At 46.4% G+C, this 14586-nt stretch carries 8 protein-coding genes and 1 tRNA gene; all 9 read left to right on the forward strand.

The genetic code is table 11. The annotated features are described in order from the left end of the window. The first annotated feature begins 26 nt into the window (after window positions 1-26). Window positions 27-4409 (forward strand): DNA polymerase III subunit alpha, encoded by a 4383-nt coding sequence (gene dnaE / locus LLW17_RS04575; protein ID WP_228229084.1) that lies wholly within the window; start codon window positions 27-29, stop codon window positions 4407-4409. 439 nt (window positions 4410-4848) lie between these two features. Next, entirely contained in the window at window positions 4849-5622 is a 774-nt protein-coding gene (locus tag LLW17_RS04580; RefSeq protein WP_228229085.1) for an HNH endonuclease, read from the forward strand. A gap of 286 nt (window positions 5623-5908) precedes the next feature. Next, window positions 5909-7462, forward strand: coding sequence for a choice-of-anchor I family protein (locus LLW17_RS04585; protein ID WP_228229086.1), 1554 nt, complete (start codon window positions 5909-5911; stop codon window positions 7460-7462). 191 nt (window positions 7463-7653) lie between these two features. Further along, window positions 7654-9456, forward strand: coding sequence for an alpha-amylase family glycosyl hydrolase (locus LLW17_RS04590; protein ID WP_228229087.1), 1803 nt, complete (start codon window positions 7654-7656; stop codon window positions 9454-9456). A 264-nt stretch (window positions 9457-9720) separates the two neighbouring features. Continuing rightward, window positions 9721-10038: a thioredoxin gene (gene trxA / locus LLW17_RS04595; protein WP_099645772.1), complete on the forward strand. Its 318-nt coding sequence runs from the start codon at window positions 9721-9723 to the stop codon at window positions 10036-10038. A 277-nt stretch (window positions 10039-10315) separates the two neighbouring features. Next, on the forward strand, window positions 10316-10861 hold the full coding sequence (locus tag LLW17_RS04600; protein WP_228229088.1) for a ClpP family protease: 546 nt from the start codon (window positions 10316-10318) through the stop codon (window positions 10859-10861). Between the two features lie 860 nt (window positions 10862-11721). Further along, complete coding sequence (locus tag LLW17_RS04605; protein ID WP_228229089.1) at window positions 11722-12654, forward strand: DUF58 domain-containing protein; 933 nt, start codon at window positions 11722-11724, stop codon at window positions 12652-12654. Window positions 12655-12767: 113 nt separating this feature from the next. Beyond that, window positions 12768-12841: transfer RNA gene (locus LLW17_RS04610), tRNA-Asp, on the forward strand. A 254-nt stretch (window positions 12842-13095) separates the two neighbouring features. Continuing rightward, on the forward strand, window positions 13096-14325 hold the full coding sequence (locus tag LLW17_RS04615) for a site-specific integrase (protein WP_228229090.1): 1230 nt from the start codon (window positions 13096-13098) through the stop codon (window positions 14323-14325). Window positions 14326-14586 lie beyond the last annotated feature (261 nt).

Genomic DNA, 14586 nt, shown 5'->3' on the forward strand with positions numbered 1-14586 from the left:
TCGGGACAACTCAAACACAATCAGCGATGTACCTCATATTTGATACTGAAACCACCGGCTTACCCAAAGACTGGAATGCGCCCATCACCGATTCTGATAACTGGCCCCGCGCCATACAGATCGCATGGCAACTGCACGACGATATGGGTAACTGTATCGAGCATCAGGATTACTTAATTCGTCCCGATGGTTTTGACATTCCCTTTGATGCCGAGCGTATACACGGTATTTCTACCGAGCTCGCCCAGCGCGACGGCTTGCCTTTAGGAGAAGTCCTGGGAAAATTTAAAACAGCCTTAGAAAAAACCAAATTTGTGGTAGGTCAGAATGTAGGCTTTGACGTGAATATCATGGGTGCAGAGTTTCACCGGCTTGACGTGGCTAACCAGCTGCAGGAATTGCCGGTTCTCGACACCTGTACCGAAACCACCGCACAACTTTGCCAGATTCCCGGCGGGCGTGGGGGCCGTTTTAAACTCCCTACCCTAACCGAACTGCACCAGTACCTGTTTAATCAGCCTTTTGCTGAAGCGCACAACGCCACCGCAGACGTTGAGGCAACCACGCGTTGCTTCTTTGAACTGGTACGCCGTCGCATTTTCACCCAGGAACAACTTGATGTTCCTGCGGGATACTTTGAGAAGTTTGACAGGGAGAATCCACAGCCTATAGAATTCATCGGGCTGAAGCACATCAACCTGAAAAAAGCTTCCAAAGAAATACGCAAAACCCTACAAAAAGCAGATCAGGCCGATATTTCGAGGGAAGAAATTAAGGAAAACAAGGAGCAGCTGGCCAAGGTAGATTTTGTACACCTGCACAACCATTCCCAGTTTTCCATCCTTCAGTCTACCTCCAGCGTTCACGATCTGGTGGCAGCGGCCAAAAGCCAAAAAATGCCTGCAGTTGCCCTGAGCGATATGGGCAATATGATGGGGGCTTTCCACTTTGTGAAAGCACTCAGTGCCCATAACAAGGCTGCCGTTGCAAAAAACAAACAACTGGAAGAAGCGGGCGAAACACCCACCGAAACCATCATCAAACCCATTGTAGGGATTGAGCTTAACGTCTGCGAAGACCACACCAATAAAAGTCAAAAAGACAACGGCTATCAGATTGTATTTTTGGCCAAAAACAAAAAAGGCTATCACAATCTGGCCAAAATGGCCTCTATCGCCTACACAGACGGGTTTTACTACGTGCCGCGTATAGACCGAAGCATTGTAGAGCGTTATAAAGAGGACCTCATCGTACTTACCGGTAACCTTTATGGGGAAGTACCGGGCAAAGTGCTGAATGTGGGCGAAAAACAAGCCGAAGAAGCCCTGCTTTGGTGGAAGGAAACCTTTGGCGACGACCTCTACATCGAGGTGATGCGCCATGGTCAGGAAGATGAAGACCGGGTAAATCTGACTTTGGTGGAGTTTTCCAAAAAACACAACGTCAAACTGGTTGCTACAAACAACACCTTCTACATCAGTAAGGAAGACGCTACGGCGCACGATATTCTGCTTTGCGTAAAGGATGGTGAAAAGGTGGCAACACCAAAAGGTCGTGGGCGCGGCTATCGTTTTGGGCTTGATAATGAAGAATATTACTTCAAATCGGCAGACGAGATGAAAGCCCTGTTTACCGATTTGCCCGAAGCCATCAGCAATGTTTCGGAAGTGGTTGATAAGATCGAAGCCTTTGAACTGGCGCGCGACGTACTCTTACCTGCCTTTAAGATTCCCGAAGAATTTCAGTTTGAAGAAGATAAACTGGATGGCGGCAAGCGCGGGGAAAACAAATACCTGGCGCACATCACCTATGAAGGTGCCAAAAAACGCTATAAAGAAATCACCCCCGAAATCAGGGAACGTCTTGACTTTGAGCTGAGCGTTATCGAAAACACGGGTTACCCGGGATATTTCCTTATCGTGGAAGACTTTATCCGCGAGGCGCGTAATATGGATGTATCGGTAGGTCCCGGCCGGGGTTCGGCTGCCGGTTCTGCCGTGGCCTACTGTCTGGGGATTACAAACATTGACCCGATCAAGTACGACCTGCTGTTTGAGCGTTTCCTCAATCCGGACCGGGTGAGTATGCCCGATATTGATATCGATTTTGATGACGAGGGCCGCAGCCGGGTTATGGATTATGTGATCAATAAGTACGGGGCCAATCAGGTGGCGCAGATCATCACCTACGGTACCATGGCGGCCAAGTCGTCTATTCGCGATACCGCAAGGGTTCTCGATCTGCCACTGGGTGATGCAGACCGCATCGCCAAGCTGATCCCTAATATGTCTAAGCTGGCGAAAATATTCGGGCAAAGTGAGGCTGACCTTAAGAAGAAATTCCGTTCAGACGATCTGGTCAAAGTAAACGAACTGCTCAACCTTGCCGAAGGTGATGACCTGGAGGGGCAAACCCTGCGCCAGGCGCGCCAACTGGAAGGTTCGGTGCGTAACACGGGGATTCACGCCTGCGGGGTGATCATCACACCCGATGATATTACCAATTTCGTTCCCGTTTCTACCGCAAAAGATTCAGACCTCTACGTCACCCAGTTTGACAACTCGGTCGTGGAAGAAGCGGGTCTACTAAAAATGGACTTCCTGGGTCTGAAGACCCTTACGCTGATTAAAGACACCGTAAAACTGGTGAAGCACAAGCACGGCATCGACCTCGATCCCGATAACTTCCCGCTTGATGATCAAAAGACCTACGAACTCTTTCAACGCGGGGATACGGTAGGTATATTCCAATACGAATCGCCCGGAATGCAGAAACACATGCAGGCTTTAAAGCCCACCGTGTTTGAAGATCTTATTGCGATGAACGCGCTGTACCGCCCGGGACCTATGGAATACATCCCCAGCTTTATCGCGCGGAAACACGGGGAAGAAGAGATTCAGTACGACCTGCCCGCGATGCAGGAATATCTGGAAGAAACCTACGGGATCACGGTATACCAGGAGCAGGTGATGCTCCTGTCGCAGAGTCTGGCAGGCTTCAGTAAAGGTGATGCCGACGTGTTGCGGAAGGCGATGGGTAAAAAGATTTTCGCCCTGCTTGAAAAATTAAAACCCCAGTTTCTCGATGGTGGGGAGAAAAACGGGCATCCGCGTGAAATCCTCGAGAAAATCTGGAAAGACTGGGAAGCTTTTGCAGCCTACGCTTTTAACAAGTCGCACTCTACCTGCTACGCGTGGATTGCCTACCAGACCGCCTATTGCAAGGCCCACTACCCTGCCGAATATATGGCGGCGGTACTGTCAAACAATATGAACGACATCAAGCAGGTCACCTTCTTTATGGAAGAATGTAAGCGTATGGGGCTCGAGGTTTTGGGACCTGATGTCAACGAATCCTTTAGAAAATTTACCGTAAACGACCGCGGCGCCATCCGTTTTGGGATGGGAGCCGTTAAAGGTGTGGGCGGTAATGCCGTACAAACCATTGTTGAAAACCGGAAAGACGGTCCGTATCGCTCGGTTTTTGACCTTGCGAAACGCATTGACCTGCGGGCAGCCAATAAAAAAGCCTTTGAAAGCCTCGCGCTTGCCGGGGGCTTTGACAGCTTTACCGCGACCCACCGCGCACAGTATTTTAAAGATGAGGGCGACGGTATCACCTTTTTGGAGAAAGCGGTAAAATACGGAGCCAAGTTTCAGGAAAATGAAAACTCGGCTCAGGTAAGTCTTTTTGGCGAAGCCAGCGAAGTGCAGATCCCCGAGCCCCTTGTGCCGCCCTGCGAAGAATGGGGCACGATGGAAAAACTGCGCCGCGAGAAAGAAGTGGTGGGTATCTACATTTCGGGCCACCCGCTCGATGATTTTAAACTGGAAATGGAAAACTTTTGCAACGGTAAAATCAGTGATTTTAACAATCTGGAGCAGCACCTCAACCGCGAACTCACCATTGGCGGGGTGATTAGCGACGTGCAGCACCGGGTTTCCAAAAACGGCAAAGGCTGGGCCGCCTTTACGGTAGAAGATTTTGACGAGTCTTTTGAGTTTAGGATGTTTGGCGAGGAGTACCTTAAGTTCAGGCATTTCCTAATCCCCAACTCCTTTGTGCATATGCGTGTGTTTGTACGCGAGGGATGGACGAACCGCGATACCGGCAAAAAAGGTGAACCGCGTTTGCAGTTCAACAACTTTATGCAGCTGCAGGATGTGATGGAGACCTTTAGCAAAAAACTCACGATCAACCTTGATTTAAAAGAAGTGCAAAGTGCCCGTATAGAGCAGCTTCGCGAAACCCTTTTTAACCACCGCGGCGATCATAATTTGCATTTTTACGTGTTTGAAAGCGACGAAAAAATCGCCTTGCAAATGCCCAGCAGAAAGAAAAAGGTAAAAATAAGCAGCGCCCTGTTGCACGAGCTAAATGCGCAACGCTTTAGTTTTAAATTGAATTAACTGTAAAGATAATTTGGGCGTTCCCCCGCTTTGGGCGGGGTCAGGCTATTCGCTGCAATCTGTCCCGATCCCGATAATTATCGTGATCGGGACAGGATTTACGCTGCTATCCCTAACGCATTTTTTGACGTATTTACGTTATGCCAAGTTTACTTGAGGCTGGGTATCGAAGATTTAAAATAAAGAAACTATGTACATCATAGAACTGGATGAGAATTAAGTATTTTTATGCTCAATGAGTTCTATTAGAAAACTTTATGCCTAACTACGAAGATGTAATTATTTACGGTGACCAGCCTACCACCTGTCCTCGTTGTGGAGTTAGGACTAAAATTTTATTAGACCTCTCCCACACAAAATATTCTACACAAGTTCATGCCTGTATTAATATCTCCTGTTCTAAAGAGTTTGTCACCCAATCTGATTACCAAATAAGATTATGAAAAAGGGACAAAGACTTTGGACACGAAATGAATTGATTTTAGCAATAAATCTGTATTGCAAATTGCCATTTGGAAGATTGCACAACTCAAATCCAGAAGTGATTCATCTTGCTGAACTCATTGATAGAACTGCAAGTTCTGTAGCTTATAAATTGGTTAATTTTGCAAGTCTTGATCCAAGTTTAAAAGCAAGGGGAATTAAAGGAGCATCAAACTCCAGTAAACTAGATAAGGAAATCTGGGGAGAATTCTATTATGATTGGGACGAGTTGGCTTTTGAAAGCGAAAGGCTGAGAGCAAAACTCGAAAACAAATCAATTGAAACTCTAAATAATATAGAAGAAAAATGGCTTCCGAAAGAAGGAAAAGTAAGAGAACAGCTTGTTAAAGCCAGAGTAAATCAATCATTCTTTCGAAACGCAGTCTTGGCTTCTTATAACAATACGTGCTGTATAACAGGATTAAAAATACCTGAACTGCTCATCGCTGGCCATATAAAGAAATGGAGTGTTGATGAAAGAAATAGATTAAATCCGAGAAATGGCATAGCTATAAATGCTTTACACGATAAAGCTTTTGAAAATGGACTGCTAACAATATTACCTAATTACAGGATAAAAATTTCTAGCCATATTTTTAATGATCACGAGCAAAAATTAGTTGACACCTATTTTTTAAAATATGATAATAAGGAAATCATTTTACCTTCCAAATTCCTTCCTGACGAAAACTTCCTAAAGTACCATAATGAAGAGTGCTTTAAATCTTAAACAATTACCCGCGTGAGGGATTGTAGTGTAAAGCCCGCAGTCCCGTCCCGATAGTTATCGGGATCGGGGTGAGGACTTGAAACGGAAAGCCCGACCCCGCCTTTTGCGGGGGCACGCCCAAAAACAACTTTAACTTCCCCTCCTTCTTTACCCCAAGGTTACCAAAACTTTATCCCAACCGGCACTTACGCCCCGGCGTAACGCTTATTTAGCAAAGCCGTAATCCTGTATAAACCCATACTTGCCTGCGACCGCGCTATTTTCACGTCCTCAAACCAAACAAGACATGAAAAAAAGAATACTTTCCGCTTTAGTCGTGGCGGCGCTGGCATTTACAGGCTGTGAAAATGACGACGACACCACACAACCGGTGGTAGATACCACGGTTAATTTTACCTACCTCGCTTCTGTGGATCTGGGTGGCGAGGCCGCTGCCGAAATCAGTGCCTACGACCCGCAAACCCAGCGTTTGTTTGTAACCAACTCCGAGAAAAACGGGGTTTCGGTGGTTGATCTTTCAGACCCTGCAAATCCGGTACTTCTTGAAGCTTCCTTTTTGGCTGTGGGAACGGTAAACAGCGTAGCCGTAAAAGACGGCAAACTGGCCATCGCCATTGAAAATGCGGTGAAACAAAACAACGGGAAAATTGCCGTGTACAACACCGCAGACCTCAGCCTGGATGCCGAATATACCGTGGGCGCCCTGCCCGATATGGTAACCTTTACGCCAGACGGCAACTACATTCTGGTAGCCAATGAAGGCGAACCCAACGATGCCTATACCGTAGATCCGGAAGGATCGGTAAGCGTGATCGACCTGGCGACAGGTACGGTGCGTAATGCCGGTTTTAGCGCATTTAGCGGGCAACAAGCCAGTCTGGAAGCAGAAGGCTTCCGTATTTTTGGCCCGGGCGCATCTTTTACACAGGATATAGAACCTGAATACATCGCAGTCTCAGACGACTCGGCTACCGCCTGGATCACGCTTCAGGAAAACAACGGCATAGCCAAACTCGATATCGCCACGGCAAGCATTACAGACATTTATCCGTTAGGCTTTAAAGACTTTTCGCAAAGCGGAAACATGCTTGACGCCAGCAATCGCGATGATGTTGACGAACTCAAAAACTGGCCGGTGTTCGGGATTTATATGCCCGATGCGATATCGCATTTCACCGCAAACGGAATGAGCTATCTGATCACCGCTAACGAGGGCGACTCCCGCGATTACGACGGGTATAGCGAAGAGGAGCGTATTAAAGACATCACCCTTGATCCTAATGCCTTTGCTGCTTTTGATATTGCGATGCTACAGGAAAATGAAAACCTGGGCCGTCTAAAAATCACAACGGCAAACGGAGATACCAATGGCGACGGGAATTTTGATGCTTTATACAGCTACGGTGCGCGCTCGTTCTCAATCTGGGATACTAACGGAACTTTGGTTTACGACAGCGGCGATGACATCGCCCGTAAAAACCTGGAGTTTGCACCCCAGTATTTTAACCTGGACAATGAAGACAACGCAACCAATCTTCAGGACGGTGAAAAAGACGGCAGAAGCGACGACAAGGGTGCCGAGCCGGAGTCAACGGCAATATTGGATATAGCCGGCGAGCGCCAGATCGCAATCATAGGCCTGGAGCGGGTAAGCGCCCTGATGGTGTATGATGTGACCAACCCGGCTGCCCCGGTATTCCTGCAATGGTTGCAACGCGACACCGATGTGGCTCCGGAAGGTCTGATCACGGTATCACGAGAAGACAGTCCTAACGGCAAAGACATCATCATCGCAGCGCACGAAGCTTCCGGAACGGTAAGTATTTATCAGAATAATTAACCTGCTTATTTGAATTTGTCCTGAAGACGATGTCAAACTGCCCCGAAAGGTCGGGGCAGACTGACAATAAGAAAAGAGAACCACCCATTCCGGGTGGTTTTTTTATGCTTTATTTGGCAGTTAAGCATATCACAACAAAGTGGTTACAGCCGGGATGCTTTAGTAATTTCGACAGGATAAAGCTGTTAATTATGCAAACTACAATTGAAAAATCGGCCGGAATGGGAGCCGTTTTGCTTGACGGGGTAACTACCTTTCGCGTTTGGGCGCCCAACGCCGATAAAGTCTACGTTACCGGGGATTTTAATAACTGGCAGGAAACTGATTTTGCCCTCGAAGCCGAGGAAAACGGCTACTGGGCAGGTGCCTCTGCAGATGCGCAGGAAGGCAATGAATACAAATACATCATTCACAACGGGGAGCAAAAGCTCTTTCGCAACGATCCCTATGCGTTTGAAATGACAAACAGTAACGGCAACAGCATCATCAGAAGTCTCGATTTTGACTGGGATGATGAGAATTTTGAAATCGCCGACTGGAATAAACTCGTGATCTATGAACTGCACGTGGGCACCTTTAACCGCAAAGACCCGGATCGTGTAGGCACCTTTGAGGATGTGATTGAAAAATTACCGTATCTCCAGGAACTAGGCATCAACTGTATTGAATTGCTACCGGTGGCGGAATTTGCCGGGGGTATTTCGTGGGGTTATAATCCCGCCCAGCCCTTTGCTGTTGAAACCGATTATGGAGGTCCGGACGGTTTTGCGAAGCTGGTTAACGAGGCGCACCAACATGGTATCGCGGTGATTATGGATGTGGTGTACAACCATTTTGGCCCCAGCGATGTGGATTTGTGGCAGTTTGACGGCTGGAGCGCTAACGAAAAGGGTGGTATTTACTTTTACAACGACCACCGCAGCACAACACCCTGGGGAGACACGCGCCCAGATTACGACAGACCCGAAGTGCGCCAGTATTTACGCGATAACGCCCTGATGTGGATTGAAAAATACCATTGTGACGGCCTGCGTATGGATGCCACGTCCTACATTCGCTATGAAGGCGGCGGTCTGGGGGCAGATACCGCAATTGACGAAGGCAACCAGATGATGCGCGATATCAATCAGGAATTACAAGCCAAATATCCTAAAGTGCTCACCATTGCCGAGGATTTAAAGGGCGACGAGTTTGTCACCAACGGTATCGCCTACGGCGGAATAGGCTACGGCACGCAATGGGATATGCATTTTGTACACCCGGCGCGTGAAGTTTTGCAGAATACCAGCGATGACGGTCGTGATCTTCAGAAGATTGTAGATGCGCTGGAATACACGTACAGCGGAAACGTGTTTAAACGGGTGGTCTATACCGAATCGCACGACGAGGTGGCCAACGGAAAAGCCCGCGTGCCTGAGGAAATTCAGCCGGGGGATGCGGAGAGCGAATTTGCGAAACGCCGTGCGATTTTGGGCATGGTACTTACGCTGACGGCACCGGGAATCCCGATGCTGTTTCAGGGGCAGGAGTTTATTGAGGACGAGTATTTTCAGGATACCGAAGCGCTGGATTGGGACAAACACGACAGACATCAGGGCATTGCCCAATTGCTGGGCGATATCATCAGACTCAGAACCGGAGCGCTGGAAGGTGCAAACGGACTTAACGGGCAACACCTGCAAATCATCCATTTTAATACGGAAACCAAAGTACTGGCCTATAAACGCGGCGGGGCTGAAGAAGAACAGGTGCTGGTAATTTTGAATTTCAGGAACCAGGATTATACCGACTATGGAATAGGCATTGACACCCATAAAAACTGGAAACTACGCATCAACGCAGACTGGAAAGGTTATGACGAAGCCCTTTCAGATTTGGAGGTACGGGATCTGGTTAAAGAGGAGCGCGAGACAGACGGCAAGCCTTTTACGGGAGTATTTAACATCCCCAGTTATGGTGCCCTGATTTATACGGTATCAGGAACGGAAGGCTAATGCCCGCGTGAGGGATGGCAGCGGCATCCTTTTTTACGGCAATTACAAGATGCTTAAATTGAGCAAACGGATTTAAATTGCCGTAAAAAAGATATAGCGTACAGCCCGACCCCGCCTTTTGCGGGGGCACGCCCAAAGCTGGCCTGATAAAGCCTTAAAAATCAATTAAAGTGATAAACGGATAGCCAAATCTGATTTGGCTTTTGTAAGCTTTGGAAAAATAAATGACTAATTTTGTGTTTTAATCCACTAAAATAACGAAAAATGGCACTAGAAATAACAGACGCAAATTTTGAAGAAGCGGTATTGCAATCAGACAAGCCGGTATTGGTTGACTTTTGGGCAGCCTGGTGTGGTCCCTGCAGAATGGTAGGACCCGTAATTGAAGAAATAAGCAAAGAATACGAAGGCAAGGCAGTTGTAGGTAAGCTTGATGTAGATGCCAATCAGGAATTTGCAGCGAAATACGGCGTGCGTAACATCCCAACGGTATTGATGTTTAAAGGTGGTGAAGTTGTAGGCCGCCAGGTAGGTGTTGCTCCTAAAAATGTATATACAGAAGCTATAGACGGTTTACTATAATCCGCAAAGCATTTGAAAAAGATAAAGAAGGTTTGACCGCAGGGTCAGGCCTTTTTTATTGGGTTTTGGTGGTATTTTTATCCCGCCGGGAGCGGAATGTTTTTACAAGCTTTTCCCAAACATATTCTGTATACTTGTTGGGGGGCTGAAAAAATGTTCCGAAATTTACTGGGTTAGTAAAATTGCTGCCCGGCATATCTCAAAAACCGGGAAACCGTGGGATACGGGCCCTAAAGCCGAAGCCCAAACAGCTTTAATTAGAAAATAAAAAAGAACAATGGAAACCAAAAAAGGAAAACCACAAGATATTATTGATGCTAAATTGCTTGAAGAGCGCAAAGTCTTTTTATGGGGGCAGGTAGACGACAAAAGTGCCAGGCACGTTGTAGACCGCCTGCTGTACCTGGATGCGATTAGCAATGACGAAATTCAGTTTTACATCAACAGTCCGGGAGGTTATGTGACTTCGGGATTTTCAATCTACGATACAATCAAGTCTATCAAGAGTCCGGTTTCTACCATTTGCACCGGTCTGGCTGCCAGTATGGGTAGTATTTTATTGAGTGTGGGCGAAAAAGGGCGTCGTTTTATACAGCCTCACGCCCGTGTGATGATTCATCAGCCCAGCGGCGGTGCACGCGGCCAGGCGAGTGATATCGAAATCACCGCTCAGGAAATTTTAAAGACCAAAGAATTAAGCGCGCGTATTCTTGCCGAAAACTGCAGTCAGGACTATGATAAAGTGATGAAAGACTTTAACCGCGACCACTGGATGGGTGCTGAAGAGTCTGTAGATTACGGTATCGTAGACGGAATACTTTAATCAGTAGGCAGCGGGCAGTCTCAGTTGGCAGATTGAAAACAAATCTCTGCCGACTGAGACTGTGAACTGAAAACTGAAAACCGGTCACTGAGTGCCGCGACCAAAGGAGCGGTGTATCGAAGGGAACGGCTTGATACCACAAGACAGTTGGCAGTAGCAGTGGGCAGTTTGAAATACAAAGTGTGATTAAAATTACTGCCGACTGAGACTGTAAACTGTGAACTGTGAACTGAAAACCGGTCACTGAGTGCTGCGATCCAAGGAGCGGTGTATCGAAGGGAACGGCTTGATACCACAAGACAGTGGGCAGTAGCAGTGGGCAGTTTGAAATACAAATTGTGATGACAATTACTGCCGACTGAAACTGTGAACTGTGAACTGAAAACCGGTCACTGAGTGCCGCGACCCAAGGAGCGGTGTATCGAAGGGAACGGCTTGATACCACAAAACAGCAGGCAGTAGCAGTGGGCAGTTTGAAATACAAAGTGTGATTAAAATTACTGCCGACTGAGACTGTAAACTGTGAACTGTGAACTGAAAACCGGTCACTGAGTGCTGCGACCCAAGGAGCGGTGTATCGAAGGGAACGGCTTGATACCACAAAACAGCAGGCAGTAGCAATGGGCAGTTTGAAATACAAAGTGTGATGACAATTACTGCCGACTGAGACTGTGAACTGTGAACTGAAAACCGGTCACCGAGTGCTGCGACCCAAGGAGCGGTGTATCGAAGGGAACGGCTTGATACCACAAAACAGCAGGCAGTAGCAGTGGGCAGTTTGAAGATACAAAGTGTGATTAAAATTACTGCCGACTGAGACTGTGAACTGAAAACTGAAAACCGAACTCTAAACTCAAAAAGTGCTAGACATTCAAACCCATTTAAACAGTATTGCCGGATTTAATAATTTGGAGCTGCTCGCAGGTCAGGTTGTTGAAGGCTTTATCAGTGGGATGCACAAGAGTCCGTTTCACGGGTTTTCGGCTGAGTTTGCAGAGCATAAGGTCTACAACAGCGGCGAAAGCACCAAACACATAGACTGGAAGCTCTATGCCCGCACCGATAAGCTGTATACCAAACGCTATGAGGAGGAGACCAACCTGCGTTGTCATCTGATTTTGGATAACAGCAGCAGCATGCACTACCCGGCGCTAAAGCAGGCTGATCTCAACAAGCCTAATAAGATTGCTTTTGCGGTACTCGCGTCGGCTGCGATTATGCAGTTGATGAAAAAACAGCGCGATGCGGTAGGCCTGAGTATTTACGCTGAACATTTTGAGTATTACGCTCCGGAAAAAGGCAGCGAGCGGCATCATCATATGCTGCTTGATCAGCTCAATGGGGTATTGGAAAATGCCAACAAATCGATTAAGACCGATACCTACGCCAATCTGCATTTTATTGCCGAAAAGCTGAAACGGCGTTCGCTGGTATTTTTATTCAGTGATTTGTTTCAAAATGAAGTGCAGCAGGAGAAAACTTTTGAAGCGCTTCAGCATTTAAAATACAACAAGCACGAAGTTGTACTCTTTCACACCTACGACAGCGCTACCGAATTAAATTTTGATTTTGATAATGCGCCCAAGCGTTTTGAAGATGTGGAGACCGGCAAACGCATTGATGTGTTTTCAGACACGGTAAAGGAAAGCTATAAGGATGTGGTCACCGCTTATTTTGAGGCGGTTAAACTGCGCTGTGCCCAATACCGCATCAGTTATGTTCCGGCAGATATACAGCGCGGCTTCGCTCCGATCCTGAGCAGTTTTCTGGTGGAACGCAGACAGTTTTTATAGGATTTAAAAAAACTTTTAAAATTTGTTTGCGTACTTTAAAAATGGGTGTATATTTGCACCCGCAAGAAAGGAAATGATAAGCACTTCACGCTTGCAAAAGTTCTTAAAATATTGGTCTGGTAGTTCAGTTGGTTAGAATACATGCCTGTCACGCATGGGGTCGCGGGTTCGAGTCCCGTCCAGACCGCTAGGAGTTATTCCAAATTCCTCTAAAAGCCTGTAAATCATATGATTTACAGGCTTTTTTGTTTTAGTTGATGTCAAATAATGGCCTTTAATTGCAAATAAAAGGTGTCTGATTCGGTGAGTGTTTTTGAATCGAAAAAACACTCACCGCGCAAGCTTTTAAAGTGTTAAAATTAAAGGCGTTACACGATTCCTTTAACACTTTTTAAAACAGACTTTTGTACTTTAAATCCCTCAAATTTAAAGGCAATTCTGATGGCACATTCTATTTCAATTCTTTTCTATCAAAAAAGCACCGCTTCAAAAACGACCAAACCCGCAACCATTTACGCGCGCATCACAGTAGATTCAAAGCGTAGCGAGTTTTCAACCCAACATAAGGCCACAAATAAGTGGGATTCTAAACTTGGAAAAATGGCGGGTTCGAGTGCAGAGGCCCGAATGGTTAACCGACACCTCGACGATTTACGAACCAAAATCTACGAGATCTACGACAGGTTACTTCGGGAAGACAAACCGGTTTCTGCGCAAATCATTCGGGATATCTATCAGGGCAAAGACCAGGAACACAAAATGCTCCTAGAGCTTTTTAAGGAACACAACGATAAAATGGAGAGTCTTATTGGCAAAGGCTATTCCAGCGGCACCCTGCAGCGCTATAATGCCGCTCGCACCCATCTGAAGCATTACCTGCAGTTTACCAAAAAGAGAACCGATATTCCCCTTGGCGAAATAGACTATGAATTTATTTCCGGTTTTGAGCATTATCTGAAATCAGAGAAAAACTGCGCACACAATACGGCCACCAAATACATCGTAAACTTTAAGAAGATCATGCGCATGGCTTTGGCCCATCAGTACATTGAGAAAGATCCGTTCTTTCACTGGAAGTCCAATTGGAAAACCAAGGAACGGGAATTTTTAACCCGGAACGAACTCAATGCCCTGTCCCAAAAAGAATTTTCTATCGGACGTCTGGAGCAGGTACGCGACATCTTTTTGTTTTGTTGCTTTACCGGTCTGGCATATGCTGATGTAAACAAACTCACTAAAAACGATTTAGTACCGGGTCTCAATGGCGAAACCTGGATCAAAACCAGACGTCAAAAAACCAAAACTCTTAGTAGCATTCCCCTCCTGCCCACCGCTGCCGGAATATTGAAAAAATACGAAACCCACGCATGCAGAACTCAGGATAACAAACTGCTGCCGGTTTTAAGCAATCAGAAGTCTAATGCCTACCTCAAAGAAATAGCTGATTTATGTGGAATCACCAAAAGCCTTACTACCCACCTGGCCCGGCATACCTTTGCCACCACCGTAACCTTATCTCGGGGCGTACCTATGGAAACGGTAAGTAAGATGTTAGGCCATTCCTCTCTAAAGACTACACAGATTTATGCACAGGTAATCGATTCTAAGATTGGAGCAGATATGGAGGCTTTACAACAACAGGAACCCCTCATTCAAATACCCTCAAAATAAATGAAAATAGCCTCCTAAAATTTGATGCATTTTGCGTCCCAGTACTGGTCCCATAAATGGACCTGATGTAGACTTCTGATGGGACACAGCGTAATCAATTTTGGACAAGTTCTAATACGGTAGTTGTCCCAAAAATGGTACCTTTTATTAACATATAAACATTTAAAACACAAACACTAAAAAGCCAAATAGGTTAAATATATATTAAGCAATTTGGCTTTAACAAAAAGAAATTCAGGTTAGGTTCTGAATCATTTTCAA

This window comes from Leeuwenhoekiella parthenopeia, from assembly GCF_020782115.1.
In the GTDB taxonomy this organism is placed as follows: domain Bacteria; phylum Bacteroidota; class Bacteroidia; order Flavobacteriales; family Flavobacteriaceae; genus Leeuwenhoekiella; species Leeuwenhoekiella parthenopeia.